General features: G+C 63.5%; 25 protein-coding genes. 15 read left to right on the forward strand and 10 right to left on the reverse strand.

Features of this window, described 5'->3' with window-relative positions; translation table 11 throughout:
* Positions 1–4: 4 nt before the first annotated feature.
* The 10 genes from rpoD (at position 5) to rpsD (ending at position 9,057) form a co-directional block, all read left to right on the forward strand.
* Positions 5–2,038 carry an RNA polymerase sigma factor RpoD gene (gene rpoD, locus E5222_RS07620; protein ID WP_136693174.1) on the forward strand — a complete coding sequence of 678 codons (2,034 nt, stop codon included), beginning with the start codon at positions 5–7 and terminating at the stop codon, positions 2,036–2,038.
* 172 nt (positions 2,039–2,210) lie between these two features.
* Complete coding sequence (locus E5222_RS07625; RefSeq protein ID WP_136693175.1) at positions 2,211–4,112, forward strand: hypothetical protein; 1,902 nt, start codon at positions 2,211–2,213, stop codon at positions 4,110–4,112.
* A gap of 98 nt (positions 4,113–4,210) precedes the next feature.
* Positions 4,211–4,672, forward strand: coding sequence for a ribose 5-phosphate isomerase B (gene rpiB, locus E5222_RS07630; RefSeq protein ID WP_136693176.1), 462 nt, complete (start codon positions 4,211–4,213; stop codon positions 4,670–4,672).
* A complete protein-coding gene (gene glyA, locus E5222_RS07635) occupies positions 4,672–5,985 on the forward strand; it encodes a serine hydroxymethyltransferase (RefSeq protein ID WP_136693177.1) in 1,314 nt (437 codons plus the stop codon). The genes rpiB and glyA overlap by 1 nt, the downstream gene beginning before the upstream one ends.
* Before the next feature lie 5 nt (positions 5,986–5,990).
* Entirely contained in the window at positions 5,991–6,212 is a 222-nt protein-coding gene (locus E5222_RS07640) for a hypothetical protein (RefSeq protein ID WP_136693178.1), read from the forward strand.
* Positions 6,213–6,218: 6 nt separating this feature from the next.
* A complete protein-coding gene (nrdR, locus tag E5222_RS07645; protein ID WP_136693179.1) occupies positions 6,219–6,680 on the forward strand; it encodes a transcriptional regulator NrdR in 462 nt (153 codons plus the stop codon).
* Positions 6,664–7,395: an RNA methyltransferase gene (locus tag E5222_RS07650; RefSeq protein ID WP_136693180.1), complete on the forward strand. Its 732-nt coding sequence runs from the start codon at positions 6,664–6,666 to the stop codon at positions 7,393–7,395. The genes nrdR and E5222_RS07650 overlap by 17 nt, the downstream gene beginning before the upstream one ends.
* Before the next feature lie 96 nt (positions 7,396–7,491).
* Positions 7,492–7,830, forward strand: coding sequence for a hypothetical protein (locus E5222_RS07655; RefSeq protein ID WP_136693181.1), 339 nt, complete (start codon positions 7,492–7,494; stop codon positions 7,828–7,830).
* Between the two features lie 84 nt (positions 7,831–7,914).
* Positions 7,915–8,247 (forward strand): hypothetical protein, encoded by a 333-nt coding sequence (locus E5222_RS07660; RefSeq protein ID WP_136693182.1) that lies wholly within the window; start codon positions 7,915–7,917, stop codon positions 8,245–8,247.
* A gap of 195 nt (positions 8,248–8,442) precedes the next feature.
* Positions 8,443–9,057: a 30S ribosomal protein S4 gene (gene rpsD / locus E5222_RS07665; protein WP_136693183.1), complete on the forward strand. Its 615-nt coding sequence runs from the start codon at positions 8,443–8,445 to the stop codon at positions 9,055–9,057.
* Positions 9,058–9,128: 71 nt separating this feature from the next.
* On the opposite strand, the gene tgt is transcribed toward rpsD, so the two are convergent.
* Genes tgt through E5222_RS07685 form a run of 4 tightly spaced genes read right to left on the reverse strand, consistent with a single transcriptional unit; the run spans position 9,129 to position 12,957 of the window.
* Positions 9,129–10,262 carry a tRNA guanosine(34) transglycosylase Tgt gene (tgt, locus tag E5222_RS07670; protein WP_136693184.1) on the reverse strand — a complete coding sequence of 378 codons (1,134 nt, stop codon included), beginning with the start codon at positions 10,260–10,262 and terminating at the stop codon, positions 9,129–9,131.
* A 5-nt stretch (positions 10,263–10,267) separates the two neighbouring features.
* Positions 10,268–11,212: a DUF481 domain-containing protein gene (locus E5222_RS07675; protein ID WP_136693185.1), complete on the reverse strand. Its 945-nt coding sequence runs from the start codon at positions 11,210–11,212 to the stop codon at positions 10,268–10,270.
* 18 nt (positions 11,213–11,230) lie between these two features.
* Positions 11,231–11,998 (reverse strand): ABC transporter permease, encoded by a 768-nt coding sequence (locus E5222_RS07680; RefSeq protein WP_136693186.1) that lies wholly within the window; start codon positions 11,996–11,998, stop codon positions 11,231–11,233.
* Entirely contained in the window at positions 11,995–12,957 is a 963-nt protein-coding gene (locus E5222_RS07685) for an ABC transporter ATP-binding protein (RefSeq protein WP_136693187.1), read from the reverse strand. Before E5222_RS07685 ends, E5222_RS07680 begins: the two co-directional genes overlap by 4 nt.
* 128 nt (positions 12,958–13,085) lie before the next feature.
* Between E5222_RS07685 and E5222_RS07690 the strand changes: the two genes are divergently transcribed.
* Entirely contained in the window at positions 13,086–13,481 is a 396-nt protein-coding gene (locus tag E5222_RS07690) for a cupin domain-containing protein (RefSeq protein WP_136693188.1), read from the forward strand.
* Positions 13,482–13,607: 126 nt separating this feature from the next.
* On the opposite strand, the gene queA is transcribed toward E5222_RS07690, so the two are convergent.
* The 5 genes from queA to E5222_RS07715 form a co-directional block, all read right to left on the reverse strand.
* Positions 13,608–14,639: a tRNA preQ1(34) S-adenosylmethionine ribosyltransferase-isomerase QueA gene (gene queA / locus E5222_RS07695; protein WP_136693189.1), complete on the reverse strand. Its 1,032-nt coding sequence runs from the start codon at positions 14,637–14,639 to the stop codon at positions 13,608–13,610.
* A gap of 48 nt (positions 14,640–14,687) precedes the next feature.
* A complete protein-coding gene (locus tag E5222_RS07700) occupies positions 14,688–15,371 on the reverse strand; it encodes a peptidylprolyl isomerase (RefSeq protein ID WP_136693190.1) in 684 nt (227 codons plus the stop codon).
* 96 nt (positions 15,372–15,467) lie between these two features.
* The gene (coaD, locus tag E5222_RS07705) at positions 15,468–15,980 is read right to left on the reverse strand and encodes a pantetheine-phosphate adenylyltransferase (protein ID WP_136693191.1); all 513 of its coding nucleotides are present in this window, start codon (positions 15,978–15,980) and stop codon (positions 15,468–15,470) included.
* Complete coding sequence (locus E5222_RS07710) at positions 15,980–16,885, reverse strand: polyprenyl synthetase family protein (protein ID WP_136693192.1); 906 nt, start codon at positions 16,883–16,885, stop codon at positions 15,980–15,982. The genes coaD and E5222_RS07710 overlap by 1 nt, the downstream gene beginning before the upstream one ends.
* A 7-nt stretch (positions 16,886–16,892) precedes the next feature.
* Entirely contained in the window at positions 16,893–17,141 is a 249-nt protein-coding gene (locus E5222_RS07715) for an exodeoxyribonuclease VII small subunit (RefSeq protein WP_136693193.1), read from the reverse strand.
* An 85-nt stretch (positions 17,142–17,226) separates the two neighbouring features.
* Here E5222_RS07715 and purL point away from each other — a divergent pair, with 85 nt between their 5' ends.
* Positions 17,227–19,461, forward strand: a complete 2,235-nt coding sequence (gene purL / locus E5222_RS07720; RefSeq protein WP_136693194.1) for a phosphoribosylformylglycinamidine synthase subunit PurL — start codon at positions 17,227–17,229, stop codon at positions 19,459–19,461.
* 21 nt (positions 19,462–19,482) lie between these two features.
* On the opposite strand, the gene serB is transcribed toward purL, so the two are convergent.
* A complete protein-coding gene (serB, locus tag E5222_RS07725; RefSeq protein WP_136693195.1) occupies positions 19,483–20,367 on the reverse strand; it encodes a phosphoserine phosphatase SerB in 885 nt (294 codons plus the stop codon).
* Here serB and miaA point away from each other — a divergent pair.
* The 3 genes from miaA (at position 20,360) to ilvN (ending at position 23,707) form a co-directional block, all read left to right on the forward strand.
* Positions 20,360–21,304 (forward strand): tRNA (adenosine(37)-N6)-dimethylallyltransferase MiaA, encoded by a 945-nt coding sequence (miaA, locus tag E5222_RS07730; RefSeq protein ID WP_136693196.1) that lies wholly within the window; start codon positions 20,360–20,362, stop codon positions 21,302–21,304. The two genes, serB and miaA, sit on opposite strands and share 8 nt — an antisense overlap.
* Before the next feature lie 145 nt (positions 21,305–21,449).
* The gene (gene ilvB / locus E5222_RS07735) at positions 21,450–23,192 is read left to right on the forward strand and encodes a biosynthetic-type acetolactate synthase large subunit (protein WP_136693197.1); all 1,743 of its coding nucleotides are present in this window, start codon (positions 21,450–21,452) and stop codon (positions 23,190–23,192) included.
* Positions 23,192–23,707, forward strand: a complete 516-nt coding sequence (gene ilvN / locus E5222_RS07740; protein ID WP_136693198.1) for an acetolactate synthase small subunit — start codon at positions 23,192–23,194, stop codon at positions 23,705–23,707. The genes ilvB and ilvN overlap by 1 nt, the downstream gene beginning before the upstream one ends.
* Positions 23,708–23,832: the final 125 nt, after the last annotated feature.

Here is a 23,832-nt window from a genome sequence, read left to right on the forward strand (position 1 = left end):
TTCTATGGCCACCGAAGCCAAGACCAAGCAGAACGATGATGCTCCGCTGATCGACCTGAACGAATCTTCGATCAAGAAGATGATCGCGAAGGCGAAGCGCAAGGGCTACATCACCTATGATGAGCTGAACGAGGCGCTGCCGCAGGACCTGGGCAGCGACCAGATCGAGGACATCCAGACCGCCATTTCCGAAATGGGCGTGCAGATCGTCGAAAGCGACGAGGACGCGCAGGACGACGATGGTGACGGGCCGGAGGAGATCGCCCCCACCGGTTCCGACGACGATGGCGACGACGACGCCAAGCAAAATGTCCCGGAGAAGAAGAAGACCACTACCACCGGCGAACGCACCGATGACCCGGTGCGCATGTATCTGCGCGAAATGGGCGCGGTCGAGCTGCTCAGCCGCGAGGGCGAAATCGCCATCGCCAAGCGGATCGAGGCCGGTCGCGACACGATGATCATGGGTCTGTGCGAGAGCCCGATCACCTTCCACGCCATCATCATGTGGTCCGAAGCGCTCAACAGCGAGGAAATGCAGCTGCGCGAGATCCTCGATCTCGACGCCATGCTGTCCAAGGAACCGCCCGTCGACAAGATGGAGGAAGGCGCCGAGGACGATGACGACGGCGAGATCTCCGAGGAAACCGCCGGCCCCTCCATCCGTGACGACGATGAGGACATGGACGAGGAGGAAGAAGACGGCGACGAGGACGAGGACGGCGAAGGCGGTTCCTCGCGGCGCCGCGAAGAGGATGACGAGGAAGACAACACCATGTCCCTCGCCCAGATGGAAGCGGCGCTCAAGCCCGACGCCATCGAACGCTTCGCCCGCATCACCGACCTCTTCAAGAAGTTCGAGAAGCTGCAGGCGGAGCGTGTCGAAGTGCTCGGTGCGGGCGACGAATTCCCCAAGGCGAAGGAAAACAAGTACGAGAAGCTGCGCGAGGATCTGACCGCCGAGGTCGAATCCGTGCAGTTCCACGCGACCAAGATCGAATACCTCGTCGACAATCTCTATGCCTTCAATCGCCGCCTCACCGCGCTGGGCGGGCAGATGCTGCGCCTGGCCGAGCGGCACAAGGTAAAGCGCAAGGACTTCCTCGATGCCTATGTCGGCAATGAGCTGGATGACAGCTGGCTGAGGGCCAATGCGAAGAAGGACAAGAAGTGGGCTGCCTTCGCTGAGAAGGAAGCCGACGCTGTCGAGCGTATTCGCGCCGAGATCGCAGACATCGCCGCCAATACCGGTATGAGCCTGCCCGAGTTCCGCCGCATCGTGAACATGGTGCAAAAGGGTGAGCGCGAGGCGCGTATCGCCAAGAAGGAAATGGTCGAAGCGAACCTGCGCCTGGTGATCTCCATCGCCAAGAAATACACCAATCGCGGCCTGCAATTCCTCGACCTGATCCAGGAAGGCAATATCGGCCTGATGAAGGCGGTCGACAAGTTCGAGTACCGCCGCGGCTACAAGTTCAGCACCTATGCCACCTGGTGGATCCGCCAGGCGATCACCCGCTCGATCGCGGACCAGGCACGCACGATCCGTATCCCGGTTCACATGATCGAGACGATCAACAAGCTGGTGCGCACCAGCCGCCAGTTCCTGCACGAGCAGGGCCGCGAGCCGACGCCGGAGGAAATGGCCGAGCGCCTTTCCATGCCGCTGGAAAAGGTCCGCAAGGTGATGAAGATCGCCAAGGAGCCGATCTCTCTCGAAACGCCGATCGGCGACGAGGAGGATTCGCATCTGGGCGATTTCATCGAGGACAAGAACGCCGTGATCCCGGTGGACGCCGCGATCCAGGCGAACCTCAAGGAAACCGTCACCCGCGTGCTCGCCAGCCTCACCCCGCGCGAGGAACGCGTGCTGCGCATGCGCTTCGGCATCGGCATGAACACCGATCACACGCTGGAGGAAGTCGGCCAGCAGTTCAGCGTGACGCGCGAACGTATCCGTCAGATCGAGGCGAAGGCGCTGCGCAAGCTCAAGCACCCGAGCCGCAGCCGCAAGATGCGGTCGTTCCTCGACCAGTGATCCCGCAAAGGCCCCGCTTCGGCGGGGCTTTTCATTTGGCAATCCATTCTGCACCGCTTTCCTAACGACCGGCAAACGCAGTCATACATTAGTCTAATTCGCCTCATTCGCCGCCCTGGCCGACGCTGCATGCCCTATTGGCTGAAGCTGAAACTGACTGGTCGATGGGCTCATGCCGTTAAAACAACACCTGAAAGCGATGCTGGCACTGGCGCTCTTCTTTTGCGCCGTGCCCGCCCACGCCCAGGTAATCTTTCAGGAAGACTTCGGATCGGGCACGCCGCTGGGTCCGCCACTGCCGGCCGGGACGACCACCTATACCTATAACGGCACGACGACCGGCGTTTACCCGGACTTCTTGCTCGACGGGCAGTATACGATTGCCAGCAACACCAAGCAGGCGTTCAACCAATGGGCGGACATCTTCGATCACACTACCGGTAACGGCACCGGCTTCATGCTCGTCGTGAATGCCACGGCGGGCGTCGAGGACGAGTTTTACAGACGGCAGATCACGCTGACGCCCAATACCACTTTCGAGCTGGTCGCCCAGCTAACGCCCACCAACTCGCAGGCCGACAAGGATTATTGCGACGCGAATGCGGGCGGCTTGATCCTGCCCAATGTGAAGATGCGCGTGGAAACGCCGACGGGCTCCCTGCTGGACGTTATCGATACCGGGGTCATTCCTTTCAGCACCACCCCCCAATGGCGGACCTACAAACTGCGTTTCACGACTCCCGTCGCGGGCGGAGATGTGGTGCTGGTCCTTTCCAACAATGCGCCTGGCGGCTGCGGCAACGACATCGCGCTCGACGGCATCAATGTACGCGTGCCAGTGACCATGGTGGCTGCCAACGACACCGGCGTGGTGACGGACGCAACATCGGGCGCCGCCAATGTGGTTAGCGTGCTCGACAATGACAGCGACGATGGCCTGCCCATCTTCAATCCCGTGCTGACGGCCATCGGCCTTCCGCCCCAGCTCACCTTCGACACTGCAACCGGCAAGGTCGGCGTGGTCGCCGGTGCCGCCACCGGCACCTACAGCTTCACCTACGAAGTTTGCGAGACGCCGCTGAAGTTCAATTGCGATACGGCCACGGTCACCATCCATGTCAGCAACCCCGCTCCGCCCGGCACGGGAATATGCCCGGCAGGGATGAGCCCGATTGCCGAAGCCGGCTATGGTTTCGACGCCATCTTTTCCGACAACAACCCGGCGCCCAAGGCCGAAGGTGCCTACGCCCCGGCCGGTACCAATGACCAGTCGGCAACCTTCGGCGAGGTCTTGTGGTGGAGCTATATCCAGATCGACCTGACCGGCGATCCCAACATATTGGTCGCGGGAAATACCGCCCTCACCCTCTCGCTGACCCAGCACTGGTTTGACACGGCCGGCGTGCGCATCTCGGTATCGGCCGACGGGACCAGCTGGACCTCGCTCGGCACGATCGGCACGCTTCCCAACTGGAGCCCGGGTTCGATCGCGGGCCGATGGTCCCCGAATATCCTGCGCCACGACACCGTCACCGTGCCCGGCACCGGTATCCGCTATGTCCGGATCGGCAGGCTCAATGGCGGCGTCCGCGTCGATGGTGTCGGCTTTGTCGAAAAATGCACCATCGCCGACCCACCCACCCCCGAAATCGCCGTGACCAAGGCTTCCGTTTCCTATGTGGCCGGGGGACATCGGCTGCCGCAGACCGATGTCGTCTACTCAATCACGGTGACTAATAGCGGCGATGGCGCGACCGATGCAGACTCGGTTTTCATGGTGGACCTGCTGCCTGCGAACATGGAATTCTATAACGGCGATTTTGACGCTGCCGGACCGGCGCTGAACCCGGTGGTATGGATCGACAACGGTTCGGGGCTCGACTTCGTCTATGGCCGTGACGTCGCTTATGCCAGCGGGGCCGCGGCGCCCGCCAGCTATGCCGCCTGCACCTACACGCCGGCCGCGGGTTATGACCCCGATGTGCGCTTCGTCTGCGTCAACCCAAAGGGGCAGATGCAAGGCGGCGGAGCGACGAACGAATGGCAGGTCCAGTTCAGAGCGCGGATACCCTGATCCAGTTCAGGACAGCAGCCACCTGGGCCAAAAGGATGTGGTGGCAAAAGGGCATTTGCGCCTAGCATCACCGGCCTCAAGTCCCTATGTGGCGCTCCATGAAGATCGCGATCGCTTCCGACCACGCCGCAGTCGACCTCAAGGACGAACTTGTGCGCGACTTGCAGGAATGGGGACACGAGGTCATGGACCTGGGCCCCAACGGCATCGAACGTGTTGATTATCCAGACTATGGATACAAGCTCGCCACTGCCGTGTCCTCAGGCAAGGCAGATCGCGGCGTCGCCCTGTGCGGTTCGGGCATCGGCATTTCCATCGCCGTCAATCGCCACCCTGGCGCGCGCTGCGCGCTGGTCAGCGAACCCTATTCCGCAGCCCTCGCCCGTGAGCACAATGACGCCAATGTCATTGCCATGGGAGCGCGCCTGACGGGTGCCGACATGGCCCGCAGCTGCCTCAAGACCTTCCTTGAGTGCGAATTCGCAGGCGGCCGGCACGCAGGCCGGGTCGCCAAGCTTTCCGAACCCAGCTTCATCAAGATCTTGCAGGAAGACGCCTGATGTCCACCGCCACCAATCCCGCCCAGAGCAGCTGGCTCAACCGTTTCTGGAATGACAGTCTCGAAGATGCCGATCCCGAAGTCTTCGGGATGATCCGCAAGGAGCTGGGCCGCCAGCGCGACCGGATCGAGCTGATCGCCAGCGAAAACATCACCAGCCCCGCCGTTCTCGAAGCGACTGGCAGCGTCTTCACCAACAAATATGCCGAAGGCTATCCGGGCAAGCGCTATTACGGCGGCTGCGATTATGCGGACGAGGTGGAGACCCTCGCCATCGAACGCGCGAAGAAGCTGTTCGGCTGCAATTTCGCCAACGTCCAGCCCAACTCCGGTTCGCAGATGAACCAGGCGGTGTTCCTCGCCCTGCTCAATCCCGGCGATACCTTCATGGGTCTCGACCTCGCCAGCGGCGGTCACCTGACCCACGGTTCGCCCGTGAACATGAGCGGCAAGTGGTTCAACGCCGTGCCCTATGGCGTGCGCAAGGAAGACGAGCGGCTGGACATGGACCAGGTCCGCAAGCTGGCGCTGGAGCACAAGCCCAAGCTGATCATCTCGGGCGCGACCGCCTATCCGCGCACATGGGATTTCAAGGCATTCCGCGAGATTGCCGATGAAGTGGGCGCCTATTTGCTAGCCGACATGTCGCACTTCTCCGGCCTCGTCGCCGGCGGCGCGCATCCCAACCCCTTCCCGCATGCGCATATCGTCACCTCGACCACGCATAAGAGCCTGCGCGGCCCGCGTTCGGGCATCATCCTGTGGAATGACGAGGAGCTGACCAAGCCGATCAACATGGCGGTTTTCCCCGGCATGCAGGGCGGCCCGCTGGTGCATATCATCGCCGCCAAGGCCGTCGCTTTTGGCGAGGCGCTGCGCCCCGAATTCAAGACCTATGCCTCCTCCATCGTCGAGAATGCCAAGGCGCTCGCTTCCAGCCTTGAGGAATCGGGCCTGCGCGTCGTTTCCGGCGGCACGGACAACCACCTGATGCTGGTCGATCTCACGCCCAAGGACGTGACCGGCAAGGCAGCTGAGAAGGGCCTCGATCGCGCCTATCTCACCTGCAACAAGAACGGCATCCCCTTCGACACCAAGTCGCCCTTCGTGACGTCGGGCGTGCGCCTCGGCACTCCCGCCGGCACCACGCGCGGTTTCGGCCCGGCGGAATTCCGCAAGGTCGGCGCTATGATTGCCGATGTCGTGACCGGCATGAGCCGCAATGGCGAAGAAGGCGATGCACAGGTAGAAGAGCGGGTGCGCCGCGAAGTGGCAGAATTGTGCGAGGCGTTTCCCGTCTATCCCGGGAGGTAAGCATCATGACCGACGACAAAGATCCGATCGACCGCACGATTCTGGTGGATGCGGTAGAAGAGGCGAAGGAAATGGGGCGCGAAGGAATGTCCCACCCCTCGACGAAACCTGTCCTGACCGGAGCTGCCGTGGGCGCAGTGGCCGGCGCGATCCTCCCGATGATCAGCTGGCCCGTCGGCCTCGCAGCGGGTGCCGCCTTCATGCTCTACAAACGCGTGCGTCCCTGATCCCGCATGCGCTGCCCCTTTTGCGCCAATGACGCGAGCCAGGTGAAGGACTCGCGCCCGACCGAAGACAACACCGCCATCCGCCGCCGCCGCCAGTGCGAAGGCTGCGGCGCGCGTTTCACCACTTTCGAGCGCGTGCAATTGCGTGATGTCACCGTGGTGAAGAGCGACGGCAAGCGCGAAAGCTTCAACCGCCCGAAGATCGAGCAATCGGTCAGCCTGGCTTGCCGCAAGCGCGGGATCGACCAGGAACGGATCGACCAGCTCGTGTCGGGCATCCAGCGCCAGGTCGAAACCGCGGGCGAAAGCGAAGTATCCTCCTCTCTGATCGGCGAAATGGTGATGGACGGGCTGAAGCAGATCGATTCGGTTGCCTATATCCGCTTTGCCTCGGTCTATCGCGACTTCGGGGAAGCCAAGGATTTCGCCGAATTCGCCAGCCAGGTCCGTGATGCCGGAGGCGAATAGGAATCCGGTCATCGTGCTGGTCTGCCCGCAACTGGGTGAGAATATCGGCAAGGCGGCGCGCGCCATGCTCAATTTCGGGCTGACCGAAATGCGGCTGGTTGCCCCCCGCGACGGCTGGCCCAACCCTTCCGCCGGCCCCGCCGCGGCGGGCGCGGATATCGTCCTCGAACAGGCGCAGGTCTTCGACAGCACGGCAGAGGCGGTGGCTGATTGCGCGCATGTCTACGCCACCACCGTGCGCAAGCGCGGCGTGACCAAGCCCGTGGTCACCCCTGATGCGGCTGCGCGCGAGATCGCCACGCAGGACGGGCGCAGCGCCATCCTGTTCGGGCCGGAACGTTCGGGGCTGGAAACCACGGATGTCGCGCTCGCCCGCGCGATCCTGACCGTGCCGATCAATCCCGAATTCGGCTCGCTCAACCTCGCCCAGGCGGTGATCCTGTGCGCCTATGAATGGTCGAAACATTGCGACCTTGCCGTACCGACCGAAGAGGAGCTCCTTCCCCCTGCCCCGCAGGACGAGCTGGAGGGCCTGATCGGCCATCTGGAAGGCATGCTGGAGACCAAGGGCTATTTCCTGCCGGAACATCGCGCCGAAGCCACGCGCCGGACCATGCGGTCATTGCTGACGAAGCCCGGCTGGAACCACCTGGAAGTGCGCACCTTGCGTGGGATCCTCAGCAGCCTGGAACGGCCGCCGCGCAAAGTGGATTAGGCATTACCTCCACTGGCAAGTAAAACTTTCCAGTATAATTTTTCCCTTGGCACACCGCCTTCGTGTATACTCCGCTACAACTTACGGAGGATACTCATGAAAGCGCACTTTTTTGCCGCAGCGACGCTGGCCTTCGGGACGACCGCAGCGCTCGCGCAGGAGGCAGAGCAGGACCCTGCCGAGCAACAAGCGACTGCCGCCGCGCAGGAAATCGGTGAAGAGGCGGAAGATGAAGAGGCCGATGATCGCGGCAGCGAGGTAGTCTGCCGCACCGAACGCGTCACCGGTTCGCTGACCCGCCGCACCCGCACCTGCCTGACTCGCGACGAATGGGCGGAAGTACATTCCCGTACCCGTAACGAACTGGATAGCATGGGCAGGCGGGCTTCGGGCAGCCAGTGCATCCCGGACAATCCGGTCACGAGCCGCTGCTGATTCCAGCGTATAAGAGCACAGATGCGCCCCTCCCATTCGCGCTCGCAATAGTGTAGGCGGCCAGCCTAGTAGGAGGGTGCATTGATGAAATTCTATATTGCCGCTGCCGTTACACTGGTTTTCGCGACTTCTGCGGCGCTTGCCCAGGAACGTGATGAGGACGACTCGACCACGCAGGCCACGCAAGCTTCCGAGCAAGATGCAGATGTCGCAGAAGAGGCAGAAGACGATCGCGGCAGCGAGGTCGTCTGCCGCACCGAACGCGTGACTGGATCGCTGACGCGGCGGACGCGCACCTGCCTGACGCGCGATGAGTGGGATGACGTGCATTCCCGCACCCGCAATGAGATGGATCGCATGGGGCGCAATGCCTCGGGCGGCAAGGAATGCCGCCAGGATCAGTTCGGCGGCTGCTAGGCCCTCCGCAGCCTTGACTTTCCGGCGCACACGGCTAAATGCGCGCCTTCACTTCGTCAGCCCGTCCCTCGCGGCGGATTTGCGATTGGCCCCGCATCCCGGTGAAGCGGTGGCCGCGTCATGGAACAGCCATGGCGGTGCGAAGCCGGGTTGAAGCGGCACCATCGGGGTGCCGACAGCAAATTGGAGAATACCATGACGAAGCGCACCAGCGCCAAGCACAAGCTCGACCGCCGCATGGGCGAAAACATCTGGGGTCGCCCGAATTCCCCGGTCAACAAGCGTTCCTACGGTCCCGGCCAGCACGGCCAGCGCCGCAAGAGCAAGATGTCCGACTTCGGCCTGCAGCTGCGCGCCAAGCAGAAGCTGAAGGGCTATTACGGCGACGTCACCGAAAAGCAGTTCAAGCGCACCTACAAGGATGCGGCTGCGATGAAGGGCGACACCGGCCAGAACCTGATCGGCCTGCTCGAGCGTCGCCTGGACATGATCGTCTATCGCGCCAAGTTCGCGCCGACGATCTTCGCCGCCCGCCAGATCGTTTCGCACGGTCACATCCGCGTGAATGGCGTGAAGTGCAATGTCGCCAGCCGCCGCATTGACGTGGGCGACGTGATCTCGCTGGGTGACAAGGCCAAGGAAATGGCCCTGGTCATCGAAGCGCAGAGCCTGCCCGAGCGCGACATTCCCGACTATGTCGTGCCCGATGGCACCGACAAGGTTACCTACACTCGCGTTCCTTCGCTGGACGAGGTGCCCTATCCGGTGACGATGGAACCGAACCTGGTGGTCGAGTTCTACTCGCGCTGATCTCTCGGCAATCCAAGCACGAAAAAGGGCGGTCCCGCGGGGCCGCCCTTTTTCGTTTCAGCCGCTTTATTTCAGCCCAAATAATCGGCCCGGAACTGCCGGGCGAAGGCAGCAAAGTGCCCCTCGCCGATAGCATCGCGCATCGCCTGCATCAGCTGCTGGTAGAAGGCGAGGTTGTGCTCGGTCACCAGCATGGCGCCGAGGATCTCTCCGGACTTCTGCAGATGGTGGAGATAGGCGCGGCTGTAGCTGGCGCATGTGGTGCAGGAGCAGCGCTCATCCAGCGGGCCGGTATCCTCGGCATGGCGCGCATTCCTGAGATTGAGCGGGCCGTTCCAGGTGAAGGCCTGCCCGTTGCGGCCTGAACGCGTGGGCAGCACGCAATCGAACATGTCGACGCCACGCTCCACCGCGCCCACCAAATCGTCGGGCTTGCCCACGCCCATCAGGTAGCGTGGCGCGTTTTCGGGCAGCATGGCCGGTGCGAAATCGAGCGTTGCGAACATCGCCTCCTGCCCCTCGCCCACGGCAAGCCCGCCGATGGCGTAGCCGTCAAAACCGATCTCGGTCAGCTTCTGCGCGGAGATGCGGCGCAGATCCTCATCCAGAGCGCCCTGCTGGATGCCGAACAGAGCGGAGCGCGCAGCGTGTTCCTCGCCGCTGTCGAACCCTTCGCGGCTGCGCTTCGCCCAGCGCATGGATAGCTCCATGCTGGCGGCGATCTCGTCACGCGGCCGGTCGGCGCGCGGGCATTCGTCGAAGGCCATCACGATGTCGGAGCCGAGCAGGCGCTGGATTGCCATGCTGCGTTCGGGGCTGAGCATATGGCGGCTGCCGTCGAGGTGGCTCTTGAACTCCACTCCTTCCTCGGTGAGCTTCCTGAGGTCGGAGAGGCTCATCACCTGGTAGCCGCCGCTATCGGTCAGGATCGGGCGGTGCCAGTTCATGAACTTGTGCAAGCCGCCCAGCTTTGCCACCCGCTCCGCCCCCGGGCGCAGCATCAGGTGGTAGGTATTGCCGAGGATGATGTCGGCGCCCAGCGCGCGCACGGCCTCCGGCTTCATCGCCTTCACCGTTGCCGCCGTACCGACCGGCATGAAGGCAGGCGTGCGGATGGTACCGCGCTTCATCGCGATCTCGCCGGTGCGCGCGGCCCCGTCGATGGCCTTCAGCGTGAAGGTAAAGCGCGGTTTGGTGTCAGCCATGGCGATCAGAATCCGTAGACCAGCGTGAAGCGCGTCAGCGTATCGGTGGAGACGGCGCCCTCCGGTGGGTTGCTGTCATATTCCACCGTATAGGATAGGCGCGCTGTCAGGCTGTCATTGATCTTGCCTTCCAGCCCGGTGACCAGATTGATGCTGGTATTGTCGCTGCCGATGAAGGCAACCGCGCTGCCGCCCGCCTCCGCCACCGCACTGGTATCCTGCGTCAGCTTGATGCGGTCAGAGATCGTCCAGTCGAAATCCACGCCCAGCAGCCCGGCGATACTGCTTTCGGACAGGCCATTGACCAGCCTGGTGTGGCGCCATGCAGGACCGGCCTTCACCGAAAGGCGCATCGATTCATTTTGGATCAGCCGATAGCCAAGGCCGCCCGATACCGAATAGCGCGCCGAAAAGCCCTGGAACCGGTCACGTTCGAACTGCGCCAGCGCATAGGCAAACAGGCGCTCACTGATCTGGTAGCGCGGTTCATAGAGGCCGACGAACTGCTCGCGTTGGGTCTCGCCATTATTGCGGCGATAGTCCGCGGCAAACCGCAGGCGATGCTCCCAGTCGATGCCTTCGCGGTCCAGCTCGATCTGTGCGGTGAGGCCGACGGCGCTGGTATTGCCGGAGGACTGGAAGGCACCGATCTGCCCCTCCCCGCTCCAGTTATCGAGCACACCGGCTTCGCGAAGGGCCAGTTCCTGCGCGGCCGCTTCGGCAGCGGCGGCCTCGGCCTGTGCAGCCTGGAACTGCTCCAGCATTGCATCGATTTCGGCCCCGTCGTCGGGATTGGTGCTGCGCGCGACACTGGTCACCGCCTCGACCGTATCAGCATCGCCGGTTTCGATCGCCGCCTCGATCATGTCGCGCACAGGCTCTGGCAGCTGGGCATGAGCGGGCACGGCAGCAAAGGCTGCCAGCGGAAGGGAAACGGTCGCTATCCTCATGCGCGGCTGGTTAGCCGGTCATTCGCGCAATCGCCACCCCGTCTTGAAGATCCAGGCGATGATGCCGATGCACAGCACAAGGAAGGCCAGCGTGAAGCCGAAGGCAATGCCGATCGGCACGTCGGAGGAGCCGGTGAAGGTCCAGCGCAGGCCATTGATCAGGTAGAAGATCGGGTTGAACTGCGCGACCGTGCGCCAGGGCTCTGCCAGCATTTCGATCGAATAGAAGGTGCCGCCAAGGAAGGTCAGCGGCATCAGGATCAGCATGGGGACAATCTGCAGCTTCTCGAACCCGTCCGCCCACAGACCCAGGATGAAACCGAACAGGGCAAAGGCCGCCGCGACCAGCACGATATAGCCCATCGCCAGCAGCGGATAGGCGATCGAGTAATCGACAAAGACCCTCGCGGTGGCGAGGATGATCACGGCAATGATGAGCGACTTCATCGCCGCCGCGCCGACAAAGCCGATGATCGTCTCAGCAACGCCCACGGGCGCGGAAAGCAGCTCGTAAATCGCGCCGGTGAACTTGGGCATGTAGATACCGAAGCTGGCGTTGGAGGTACTCTCCGACAGCAGCGTCAGCATGATCAGGCCGGGCACGATAAACGCGCCGTAAGATGACCCGCCGAACTGCGCCGGGTCCATCTGCCCGCCAATCGCGGCCCCGAAGACGACGATATAGAGCGAGGTGGTGAGGACAGGAGAGAGGATCGATCCAAGGACAGTGCGGAAGAACCGCTGCAGCTCGTTCTTCAGGATCGCGATGGCGCCGCGCAGGTTCATGCCGCGATCTCCTCTTTGCCCTGTTCGACAAGGCCGACGAAAATTTCCTCCAGCGAGGATTCATGTGCATCTAGGCCGGTGAAGGCGATGCCGCTGCGGGTAAGGTCCTGCGCCAGCTCTGCCACTTCACGCTTGCCCGTGCCGGTGCCGTCGCCGCCGCGATAGACAAGCTTGCGGCCCTCATCTTCCAGCGTGACCGGATATTCGGACAGGGCGGCGGGAATCTCGCCCATCGGCTCGGCCAGTTCGAACACCGCTTCGGTGCGGCCCAGCTGCGCCATGATCGCGTCCTTGTCGTCGGTCAGCAGGATCCGGCCCTTGTTGATCACGCCCACGCGGTCGGCCATTTCCTCCGCCTCCTCGATGTAATGGGTGGTGAGGATGATGGTGGTGCCGCGCTCGCGCAGCCCCTCGATCTGCTTCCACATGTCGCGGCGCAGTTCGACGTCAACGCCAGCTGTAGGCTCGTCGAGGAAGAGCAGGTCCGGATCATGCGCCAGCGCCTTGGCGATCATCACGCGGCGCTTCATCCCGCCCGACAGCTTACGGATCGGCTCGTCGCGCTTGTCCCACAGGCTGAGAGCCTTGAGCACTTCCTCGATCCGCGCCTCATCCGGTGCGCAGCCGAACATGCCGCGCGAATAGCGCACTTGCCGGATCACCTTGTCGAACATGTCGAAGCTCAATTCCTGCGGCACCAGCCCGATGCGGCAGCGCACTTCGCGCCAGTGCTTGCGGATGTCGAGGCCGAAAGCCTGGATCGACCCGCCGGTGGGATTCACCAGCCCGCAGACGGATCCGATCAGCGTGGTCTTCCCCGCCCCGTTCGGCCCCAGCAGCGCGAAAATCTCGCCCTTGCGGATTTGGAGGTCCACACCGCCAAGCGCGGTAGGGCCATTCCTGTAGGTCTTTTCGAGACCGCGAATATCCAGAATCGGATCGGGAGGGGTCGTGCTCATCACGAGCGAATGTGACGACGATGGCGGGTTTTACAAGAGAACCATTTTTTGACCCAGGCCAATGCGGACTTTCCGCCACAGTTGGCATAGGATGCTCGCGTATCGAAACCGAGGATCAGGAGTGAGAGATGAAGGGATATTTCGACAATATCGAGGAAGCGACCGAGCAGAACGAGCTGTTCCGCAAGGTGCTCTACACTGGCCACAACCTCCAGCTGGTGCTGATGACCATCCAGCCCGGCGAAGAAATCGGCGCCGAAGTGCATGACGACCGCGACCAGTTCTTCCGCTTCGAAGACGGCGAAGGCGAAGTGACGGTGGACGACAATGTCTATGCGGTGAAGGCGGATGACGCGGTGATCGTGCCCCAGGGCGCGCGGCACAATGTCCGCTGCACCGGCACCGAACCGCTCAAGCTCTACACGATCTACGGCCCGCCCGAGCATATTGACGGCACCGTCCATGCGACCTGCGCCGAGGCCGAAGCGAGCCACGAACATTTCGACGGCAAGACGACGGAGTAGGACGCCGCCCCTTGGCCGTCATTGCGAGCTGCGACGCAGCGAAGCAATCCAAGGCCGATGCGCGCAAACGCCCTGGATTGCCGCGTGGCCTATGGCCACTCGCAATGACGAAGTTGGTCTCTCTATCTAAGGGAGCAAAAGACTGGAATCGCCATAGCTGTAGAAGCGATACCCTTGCGCAATCGCGTGGGCATAGGCGGCCTGCATGCGGTCGAGCCCCATGAGGGCGCTGACCAGCATGAACAGCGTGGACTTGGGCAGGTGGAAATTGGTCATCAGCCCGTCCACGCCGCGGAAGCGGTAACCGGGCGTGATGAAGATCGCTGTATCGCCTTCGAAGGGGTGGATGATCCCGTCCTCATCCGCCGCACTTTCCAGCAGGCGTAGCGCGGTGGTGCCCGCGGCAATGATTCGGCCGCCCTTGGCGCGCGTTTCGTTGAGCAGCTGGGCGGTCTCCGCATCGATGCGGCCGAATTCGGCATGCATGCGGTGGTCCGCCGTATCCCCGGCCTTGACCGGCAGGAAGGTGCCTGCGCCCACATGCAGGGTCAGCGTGGTGCGGATCACCCCGCGCTCGTCCAGCGCATCGAGCAGGCGCTGGGTGAAATGCAGCGATGCGGTGGGCGCCGCCACCGCGCCTTCCTCGCGCGCGAAGATGGTCTGATAGTCCTTGCGATCCTGCTCGTCGGTCTCTCGCTTGCCGGCGATATAGGGCGGCAGCGGCATGCGCCCTGCCCGCTCCAGCAGCACTTCGACCGGCTCACCCCCCTCAAAGGCGAGCGTGAAGCTTCCGTCCTCGTGGCGCTTCTCCGCGATGGCGGAAACATCGGCCGGGAATTCCAGCACATCGCCCTCACGCACGCGCTTGGCATTACGGATGAAGGCCTGCCAGCGGCGCAAGTCCACGCGCTTGTGCAGCGTTGCGCCAATGCGCGCCTCTCCGCGCCGCCCTTCCAGCTGGGCGGGAATGACGCGGGTGTCGTTGAAGACCATCACGTCGCCGGGCTCGAGCAGCTGCGGCAGGTCGAGCACGCCGCGATCCTCGAACGGCGCATCTGCCCCGCGCACCACCAGCATGCGCGCGGCATCGCGCGGCCGCACGGGGCGCAGCGCTATAAGTTCTGGCGGGAGGTCGAAATCGAACAGGTCAACGCGCATGCGCGGCCCCTAGCCGCTCAAACGCATCGCGCCAATATGCGCGAGGTCTTACTCGCTCTGCGAGTTGCTCAGTATGTCGGCGGTGATGATCTGCTGCGGGCGCTCGGGCTGGGGCATCATCTGCGGCACGCCGTCGGCGGCAATGCTCGCCTGCAGGATGCGCGTGGGATTGGCCGGCGGCTCGCCCCGCTCGATCGCATCGACACCGTCCATCCCGGCAATCACGCGGCCGAAATTGGTGTAGTTCCGGTCGAGCGCAAAACGCGGATAGAAGACGATGAAGAACTGCGAGTTGGCGCTGTCCTCTTCCTGTGCACGGGCCATGGAGACGCTGCCGCGCACATGCGGGAACTGGTTGAATTCCTCAGCCAAGTCGGGGAGCGTCGATCCGCCCTGCCCGGTACCGGTGGGATCGCCCGTCTGCGCCATGAAGCCGTCGATCACGCGGTGGAAGATCACGCCATTGTAAAAACCGTCACGGGTGAGTTCCTTGATCCGTTCGACATGGCTGGGCGCCCACTCAGGCACCAGGCGAACGGTGACGCGCGTTCCGTTCGACAGGTCGAGATACCACAGGTTCTCAAGATCCTCTGTCGGATCGTAGTTGGCGGCGATCGGAATGCGGCGGGCTGGCTGCTGCTCACCCTCGGCCGCAGCGTCCTGCGCCATGGCCGGGCCGGCCAGCGCGAAAGCGGCAAGGAAAGCGAAGAAGCGTGTGAAAAGTGTCTTCATGGTCAAGTTCGGAGATATCCCGGATGAAATCTTGCGGCATGCCCTAGGGCGAAGGCGCTGACAGTTCAATGAACAGCTGCATGGCCACCCACAGGATCAGCGATCCCCCTTGCGGCCGACCTGCTCGACCCGGGCCACCACCTTGTCGCGGATGGCCGGACTGACGAAGCGGGAAACGTCGCCGCCATAGAGGGCGATTTCCTTCACCAGCTTGGAGGCGATCGGCTGCAGCGAGATATCTGCCATCAGGAAGACCGTTTCGATCCCGGCATTCAATTGCTGGTTCATGCCCGCCATCTGGTACTCATATTCGAAGTCCGCCACGGCGCGCAGGCCGCGGATGATCATGGTGGCGCCCTCGCGCTCGGCGACGTCCATCAGCAGCGCATCGAACCCCTTGATCTCGACATTGTCGAGGCCGAGGCGCTCCACTTCGCTGGCGACCATCTCCATCCGCTCTTCGGGCGTGAACATGGGGTTCTTGGAAGGGTTGGTGGTGACGCCGATGATCAGCCGGTCCACCAGCTTTGCCCCGCGCCGCATGATATCGGCATGGCCCAGCGTGAACGGGTCGAAGGTGCCGGGATAAAGGCCGATGCGCGTGGTCATCAGCGATCTCTCTCAACGACAAAGCGGGCCAACGCACGCAGCAGATCGGCTTCCTTGCCATGCTGGACGAGGTGGCCCACCGCCTGGTCAGACAGGGCACGGGCCTGTTCGCGCGCCTTGTCGGCGCCCATCAGCGAAACGAAGGTTGCCTTGCCCTGCTCCGCATCCTTGCGCAGCGCCTTGCCGGCCTTCTCCTCGTCACCATCATGGTCGAGCAAATCGTCGGCAATCTGGAAGGCGAGGCCGATGTCGCGGGCATAGGCGCGCAAATGGCCGCGCGCCTCCTCCGGCACCTTGCCAAGGATCGCGCCCATTTCCACAGCTGCGCCCAGCAAGGCACCAGTCTTGAGCTGCTGCAGGCGGGTTACGGTGTGGAGATCGAATTCCTCCCCGTCCGCCACCATGTCCATGACCTGGCCACCGGCCATCCCATTGTGCCCGCTGGCGGTGGCGAGGGCCGCCACCATCTCGGCGCGGATGAAGGGATCGGGGCTGATCTCGCGCATGGCGAGGAGTTCAAATGCCAGCGCATGGAGCGAATCGCCCGCCAGCACGGCAATCGCCTCGTCGAAGGCCTTGTGCAGGGTGGGCTTGCCGTGGCGCATGTCGTCATCATCCATGCAGGGCAAATCGTCATGGATCAGCGAATAGACATGGATCGCCTCGATCGCACAGCCTGCACGCACCGCCGCCTGGCGTGAGGCGCCGTACATCTCCGCCACCGTGACCAGCAGCAGCGGGCGCACCCTTTTGCCACCGCCGATAGCGGCATAGCGCATGGCCTCGACCAGCGAGGCGCGGGCATCCTCGGGAACGGGAAGGATTGCATCGAAAGCGGCATCCACCTCGCGCTGGATGCGCTGCAGGCCGCGGCCCAGCAAATCGTCTGCGAGGACGAGTCCCACCGCCCCGTCAGCCTGCGTCGAAAGGTTCGGTGGCCGCCGGCTTGCCGTCGGCACCAGCCACGATCTTCTCGATCCGCGCCTGCGCCGCGTCCAGCCGCGCCTGGCAATGGCCGCGCAGCGCCTCTCCGCGTTCATAGAGGGCAATCGATTCGTCGAGCGGCACTTCACCGCTCTCGAGCCGCTTCACCACCTCTTCGAGCGCTTTCAACGCGTCCTCGAAGCTCATTTCGCCGATATTTGCAGCCTGCTGGTCCATATGCGCCGGTTTGGCGGGGACAGCGCGCATGGTCAAGCACGGCAGGACTAGCGACTCCCGTTCTTGCCCGCTAATGGCTGCGCCCATGTCCGAAATCACCTCAGAAGTCGTCGAGGCGCACGGCCTCAGCCCCGAAGAATATGACCGCGTGCTGCATGCACTGGGTCGCGAGCCCAACCTGGTCGAGCTGGGTATCTTCTCCGTCATGTGGTCCGAGCATTGTTCCTACAAGAGCTCTCGCCTGCACCTGAAGAAGCTGCCGACCGAAGCGCCGTGGGTGATCTGCGGCCCGGGCGAGAATGCCGGCGTTATCGATATCGGTGACGGGCAGGCGGCAATCTTCAAAATGGAGAGCCACAACCACCCCAGTTACATCGAGCCCTACCAGGGCGCGGCGACGGGCGTTGGCGGCATCCTGCGCGACGTCTTCACCATGGGCGCGCGCCCGGTGGCCAATGCCAATGCGCTGCGCTTCGGCCGTCCGGACCATCCGAAGATGAAGCACCTCGTCCAGGGCGTGGTCGCGGGCATTGGCGGCTATGGCAATTGCGTGGGCGTGCCGACCGTGTGCGGGGAGACGAATTTCCACCCCGCCTATGACGGCAATATCCTGGTCAACGCGATGACCGTTGGCGTCGCCGATACGGACAAGATCTTCTATTCCGCCGCGACCGGCATCGGGAACCCGATCGTCTATGTCGGCTCCAAGACCGGGCGTGACGGCATCCATGGCGCGACCATGGCGAGTGCCGACTTCGCCGAGGATTCGGAAGAGAAGCGCCCCACCGTGCAGGTGGGCGATCCCTTCACCGAGAAGCTGCTGATCGAGGCATGCCTCGAACTTATGGCCACCGATGCGATCGTCGCCATCCAGGACATGGGCGCGGCTGGCCTCACCTCCTCCAGCGTGGAAATGGCCACCAATGGCGAGACGGGCATCCGCCTCGACATGAACAAGGTACCCTGCCGCGAGGAAGGCATGACGCCTTACGAAATGATGCTGAGCGAGAGCCAGGAGCGTATGCTCATGGTGCTGAAGCCCGGCAAGGAAGCGATGGCGGAAGAGATTTTCCGCAAGTGGGAACTCGATTTCGCGGTTATCGGCGAAGTCACCGACACGCGCCACATGGTGCTCGAATTCGACGGTGAAGTGGTTTGCGATATCCCGCTCGGCCCGCTTGCCGCCGATGCGCCCGAATACGACCGGCCCTATATGTCGATGGAGGACTACATCGCCTGGGCCGGCATTTCGCCGATGCAGAACCGCCCGGATACGGACGATGTCGGCGGGGACCTGCTGAAGCTGCTCGCCAGCCCCAACCTCTCCTCGCGCAAGTGGATTTCGGAGCAATATGACAGCCAGGTTGGCGCGGACACGCTGCAGACCGGCGGCGATGCGGGCGTGGTGCGCGTGCATGGCACGAAGAAGGCGCTGGCGATCACCACCGATTGCACCCCGCGCTATGTCCACGCCAACCCCTATGAAGGCGGCAAGCAGGCGGTGGCGGAAGCGTTCCGTAACCTCTGCGCGGTAGGCGCGCGCCCGCTGGCGATTACCAACTGCCTCAACTTCGCCAATCCGCAGCGCCCGGAAATCATGGCGCAATTCGTCCATGCGCTGGACGGCATGGGCAACGCGTGCCGCGTACTCGACTTCCCGATCGTGTCGGGCAATGTCAGCCTCTATAATGAAAGCAAGGCGACCGGCGGCGGCTCCGCCATCCTGCCCACGCCCGCCATTGGCGGTGTTGGCCTGATCGACGACTACGACACGATGATGACCATGCCTTTCAAGAACGAAGGCGATGCCATCTACCTCGTCGGCTCAGAGGCATGGGCCACACCCGATCCGGAACGCTCGCATCTCGGCAAGTCGCTGTGGCTGTCCGAAATCCATGGCCGCGACGAAGGCCGCGCTCCGCCCGTCGACCTGACGCTGGAAAAGAATGCGGGCGAGACGATCCGTGAGCTCATCGAGGCCGGCCTTGTCAGCGCGGTGCATGACGTTTCCGATGGCGGCCTTGCGGTTGCGCTTGCCGAAATGGCGATCGCCAGTGGCCTGGGTGCCGAAGTCTCCGCGAATGAGGACTATACCGCCGCCGCTTGGTGGTTCGGCGAGGACCAGGGCCGCTACGTCATCACCGTTCCCGATACCGATGCCTTCAACGCGCAGCTCGCCAAGGGCACGCGCGACGAGGACACCGCCCTCGTCGGCTTCCGCCGCCTGGGTACGGTCACGGGTGACAGCCTGTTCGGCAAGTCAGTCGAAGAACTGCGCGCGGCGCACCAGTCCTTCTTCAAGGACTGGATGGAAGCGTAAGAGGGGAGCTGGGTCGGCGGGTCAGCCCGCCACCCAGTCCTCTTCGCGGATTTCCAGCAGCTTGAGCAGCGCGGTCAGGTCACCGCGGTCGATCCAGCCATTGGCGGCGAGGCGCGCCTTGGGCTTGGCGTAATAGGCGATGCCATAGGTCGACGCTTCCAGCATCGGGATGTCGTTTGCGCCGTCGCCAGCACCCATGCTCTGCGCGCCATTGCCACGCTGCTCCATCTCTTCCAGCAGCACGCGCTTCTTCACCGAGCTATCGGTGATCGCACCCACCAGCCCGCCGGTCAGCTTGCCGCCAGCAACCTCAAGGCGGTTGCCGACCACACGCTCGAATCCGATCGTCTCTGCCACCGGATCGGCGAAGTGGTGGAAGCCGCCAGTCACCAGCACGGTGCGGCAGCCACGGCTCTTCAGCGTTTCGACCAGCACGCGCGCGCCGGGATTGGGGCGAATGCGTTCGTCGAGGCAACGCTGGATCGCGCCTTCCTCAAGCCCGGCGAGCAGGCCGACACGCTCGCGCAGGGCGGCCTCGAAATCGAGCTCGCCCTGCATGGCGCGTTCGGTGATGGCGGCGATCTGCGGTTTGAGATTGGCGAAATCGGCCAGCTCATCGATGCATTCCTGGCCGATCATGGTCGAATCCATGTCCGACACGAAGACGTCCGGCACGCGGATATCATCCCGCGCAATAATCGCATCGCTGGGGGAGAAATGCTCGTCCAGCACGCGGCGCAGCACCGCCATGTCGTCCCCCGGCAACTCCAGCTGCAGCACGTCGCCGCAGAAATCCAGCATCTGCGCGTGGGCGAGCGGGAGGCCCGCTTCGGCCAGCGCGGCGGTGGCTGCTTCGAGACGTGTTTCCAGCGTGACGGGGTCTGCTATCAGGCGGGCAATGAGCAAGTCTGTATCTCCAGGGGCGAATCCGGTCGCGCTCATCGCAGGGCCGACCGCCAGCGGCAAGAGCGATCTGGCCGTGAAGCTGGCATTGACGCTGCAAGAGGCAGGCCGCGAGGCCGTGGTGATCAACGCCGACAGCGCGCAGGTCTATGCCGATTTGCGCGTCCTGAGCGCACGGCCCTCCGAGGAGGAAATGCAGGGCGTGCCACATGTACTGTTCGGCGCGTGGGACGGGGCCGAGGCCTGCTCCGCTGCCGACTGGGCCGCGCGCGCCAAGGCGGAGATTGCGGCGGCGCATGCCAGAGGCGCGGTGCCGGTCCTGTGCGGCGGGACGGGGCTCTATATACGCACCTTGCTCGAAGGCATCGCCCCGGTGCCGAAGATCGATCCGGCCATTCGCGAAGAGGTCCGCGCCCTGCCCGTCGAGGAAGCCTATGCAGCGCTGCAAGGCGAAGACCCCGACCGCGCGGCGCAGCTGGCGCCCGGCGACACGCAGCGGATCGCCCGCGCATTGGAGGTGGTCCGCTCCACCGGTCACCCGCTCGGCTGGTGGCAGCAGCGCGAGGAAGGCGGGATCGGTGACGAGATCACCCTCGCCCCGCTCATCCTGCTGCCCGAACGCGAGGCGCTCTACGCCCGCTGTGACATGCGCTTCGAACACATGCTGGAGGCAGGCGCGATTGCCGAGGTCGAAGCGCTCCTTGCACGCGATCTCGATCCCGACCTGCCGGTAATGCGTGCCATCGGTGTGCCCGAAATTGCCGCGATACTGCGCGGGGAGATGACCCGCGAGGAGGCGCTCGCCGCCGGCAGCCAGGCGACCCGGCAATACGCAAAACGGCAATATACGTGGCTCCGCCACCAGCCCCCGCAAGAATGGCCACGCCAAACGCCAGAAAATGTCGATTTGAAGACACAGTTTGAAATTTTATTTGCATAGAAGGGGTTGACAGGACATTTCCTGTCTCATAGCTAGCGCCAAGTCAGTTTACCTGTTGGGGAGGAGCGGCCCGGCACGAGCGATCGTGTCGGGTCCGTCATTTCCGGCGCAGGAAAATCGATCCGAAGCATTCGGGAGAAGTAAAGTGAACGAGGAACGCAGCGGCGCTGCGATATTGTGCGAAACGCTGGTGCGCCAGGGCGTCGAATTCGTTTTCGGCTATCCCGGCGGCGCGGTTCTGCCCATCTATGACGAGCTGTTTTCGGATGACCGCATCCGTCACATCCTCGTCCGGCACGAGGCTGGCGCGGCGCATGCGGCCGAAGGTTATGCCCGCTCCACCGGCAAGGCCGGCGTGGTGCTCGTCACCTCCGGCCCCGGCGCGACCAATGCCATTACCGGCATTGCCGACGCCTTCCTCGATTCCATCCCGCTGGTGGTCATCACCGGACAAGTGGCGACGAACCTGATCGGCACCGATGCCTTCCAGGAAGCCGATACGGTCGGCCTCACGCGCCACTGCACCAAGCACAATTACCTCGTGAAGGACCCAGCAGACCTCGCCGCGACGGTGGAGGAGGCGTTCGAGATCGCCACCACCGGCCGCCCCGGCCCGGTCGTGATCGACATTCCCAAGAACGTGCAGGTCGCCACCGCCTGGCTGCCCGACGGCCCGATCCAGCGGCCCAAGCGCTATCACCCGCGCATGGTTGCTGCCGCTGACGAGATCGGCGAGGCGATGGAAATGATCGCCAATGCCAAGGCACCGATCTTCTATACCGGTGGCGGCGTGATCAATTCCGGCCCGCGCGCCACCGAATTGCTGCGCAAGCTGCAGCAGCTGACCGGCGCGCCCGTCACCTCCACGCTGATGGGCCTGGGCGCCTTCTCCGCCGATCATCCAGACTGGCTGGGCATGCTGGGTATGCACGGGACGCTGGAAGCCAATATGGCGATGAACCAATGCGACGTGATGGTGAATATCGGCGCGCGTTTCGATGACCGCGTGACCGGCCGCCTCGATGCGTTCAGCCCGGATTCCAAGAAAATCCACATCGATATCGACCGCGCCAGCATCAATAAGGTGGTGCCGGTGGACCTCGGCATTGTCGGCGATTGCGCCACGGTGCTCGAGCAGCTGATCGAGGCATGGGGCAAGCGCCCCGCCAACGACCTCGGCGAATGGAAGGCGCGCATTGCCGGCTGGCGCGCGCGCGAAAGCCTCGCCTATCCGGCCAGCAGCGAGGCGATCATGCCGCAGCTGGCGGTCGAGCGTCTGTTCGCGCTGACAAAGGATCGCGATCCCATCATCACCACCGAAGTGGGCCAGCACCAGATGTGGGCCGCGCAGTATTTCGGCTTCATGGGCCCGAACAAGTGGCTCACCTCCGGCGGCCTGGGCACGATGGGCTATGGTCTGCCCGCCGCGATCGGCGCGCAGCTGGGCAATCCGGATTCGCTGGTGATCGACGTTGCCGGTGAGGCATCGATCCAGATGAACATCCAGGAGCTGGGCACAGCCAGCCAGTTCCGCCTGCCGGTGAAGGTGTTCATCCTCAACAACGAATATATGGGCATGGTCCGCCAATGGCAGGAACTGACCTATGAAAGCCGCTATTCGAATTCTTATTCGGACAGCCTGCCCGATTTCGTGAAGCTCGCCGAAGCCTATGGCTGGAAGGGCATCCGTATCCACGACGAATCCGAACTCGACGCCGGGATCGAGGCGATGATCGCGCATGACGGGCCGGTGATGGTCGATTGCCAGGTGTCGAAGGAAGCCAACTGCTTCCCGATGATCCCCAGCGGAGCGGCGCATACCGACATGCTGCTTTATGGCGACCAGGTCGCCGGAACCCTTGAAGACGAAGCGAAGGCGCTGGTGTGATGAAGATACAGCATCGCGAATCCGAACGGCATGTGCTGACCATCGTGGTCGATAACGAGCCGGGGATCCTGGCCAAGATCACCGGCCTGTTCACCGCGCGCGGATACAATATCGACAGCCTGACAGTGGCGGACATCTCCGAGGACCACCACATCAGCCGGATCACCGTGGTCACCAACGGCCCTCCCCCCGTGATCGACCAGATCATGGCGCAGCTGGAGCGGCTGGTGCCCGTGCACAAGGTCACCGACCTCACCGATGAAGGCCCGCATGTCGAACGCGAGCTGGCGCTGATCAAGGTCGCCGGCAAGGGCGAGGACCGGGTCGAGGCGCTGCGCCTGGCCGATGTGTTCCGCGCCAGCGTGGTGGACACGACGACCTCCAGCTTCATTTTCGAGCTGACCGGAACGCCGGAAAAGATCGACAGCTTCGTCGCCCTGATGCGCGAGCTGGGGCTGGTCGAAGTCGGCCGCACCGGCATCGTCGGCATGATGCGCGGGGCGGAGGCCGCCTGACAGTCCGCGAAGGACAGCGAATCAAGTTTCAAAAAAGATCACATTCGTCATTTCCGCGAGAGGGGGAATCCCGCTAGGGGGCACACCATGAACCGTGTCCCCGCTCGCGAAGGGGATGACGAGAG

The sequence above is a fragment of the Alteraurantiacibacter aquimixticola genome (assembly GCF_004965515.1).
In the GTDB taxonomy this organism is placed as follows: Bacteria; Pseudomonadota; Alphaproteobacteria; order Sphingomonadales; family Sphingomonadaceae; genus Alteraurantiacibacter; species Alteraurantiacibacter aquimixticola.

Coding starts and splice junctions, on each gene's coding strand:
- E5222_RS07660 (WP_136693182.1), top strand. CDS start 7,915: ATGAAATTCTATATTGCCGCTGCCGTTACACTGGTTTTCGCGACTTCT.
- E5222_RS07685 (WP_136693187.1), bottom strand. CDS start 12,957: ATGAGCACGACCCCTCCCGATCCGATTCTGGATATTCGCGGTCTCGAA.
- queA (WP_136693189.1), bottom strand. CDS start 14,639: ATGCGCGTTGACCTGTTCGATTTCGACCTCCCGCCAGAACTTATAGCG.
- E5222_RS07640 (WP_136693178.1), top strand. CDS start 5,991: ATGACCGACGACAAAGATCCGATCGACCGCACGATTCTGGTGGATGCG.
- miaA (WP_136693196.1), top strand. CDS start 20,360: ATGAGCAAGTCTGTATCTCCAGGGGCGAATCCGGTCGCGCTCATCGCA.
- rpiB (WP_136693176.1), top strand. CDS start 4,211: ATGAAGATCGCGATCGCTTCCGACCACGCCGCAGTCGACCTCAAGGAC.
- E5222_RS07700 (WP_136693190.1), bottom strand. CDS start 15,371: ATGAAGACACTTTTCACACGCTTCTTCGCTTTCCTTGCCGCTTTCGCG.
- E5222_RS07655 (WP_136693181.1), top strand. CDS start 7,492: ATGAAAGCGCACTTTTTTGCCGCAGCGACGCTGGCCTTCGGGACGACC.
- rpsD (WP_136693183.1), top strand. CDS start 8,443: ATGACGAAGCGCACCAGCGCCAAGCACAAGCTCGACCGCCGCATGGGC.
- rpoD (WP_136693174.1), top strand. CDS start 5: ATGGCCACCGAAGCCAAGACCAAGCAGAACGATGATGCTCCGCTGATC.
- E5222_RS07680 (WP_136693186.1), bottom strand. CDS start 11,998: ATGAACCTGCGCGGCGCCATCGCGATCCTGAAGAACGAGCTGCAGCGG.
- glyA (WP_136693177.1), top strand. CDS start 4,672: ATGTCCACCGCCACCAATCCCGCCCAGAGCAGCTGGCTCAACCGTTTC.
- tgt (WP_136693184.1), bottom strand. CDS start 10,262: ATGGCTGACACCAAACCGCGCTTTACCTTCACGCTGAAGGCCATCGAC.
- E5222_RS07675 (WP_136693185.1), bottom strand. CDS start 11,212: ATGAGGATAGCGACCGTTTCCCTTCCGCTGGCAGCCTTTGCTGCCGTG.
- nrdR (WP_136693179.1), top strand. CDS start 6,219: ATGCGCTGCCCCTTTTGCGCCAATGACGCGAGCCAGGTGAAGGACTCG.
- coaD (WP_136693191.1), bottom strand. CDS start 15,980: ATGACCACGCGCATCGGCCTTTATCCCGGCACCTTCGACCCGTTCACG.
- E5222_RS07715 (WP_136693193.1), bottom strand. CDS start 17,141: ATGGACCAGCAGGCTGCAAATATCGGCGAAATGAGCTTCGAGGACGCG.
- E5222_RS07690 (WP_136693188.1), top strand. CDS start 13,086: ATGAAGGGATATTTCGACAATATCGAGGAAGCGACCGAGCAGAACGAG.
- purL (WP_136693194.1), top strand. CDS start 17,227: ATGTCCGAAATCACCTCAGAAGTCGTCGAGGCGCACGGCCTCAGCCCC.
- E5222_RS07650 (WP_136693180.1), top strand. CDS start 6,664: ATGCCGGAGGCGAATAGGAATCCGGTCATCGTGCTGGTCTGCCCGCAA.
- ilvN (WP_136693198.1), top strand. CDS start 23,192: ATGAAGATACAGCATCGCGAATCCGAACGGCATGTGCTGACCATCGTG.
- E5222_RS07625 (WP_136693175.1), top strand. CDS start 2,211: ATGCCGTTAAAACAACACCTGAAAGCGATGCTGGCACTGGCGCTCTTC.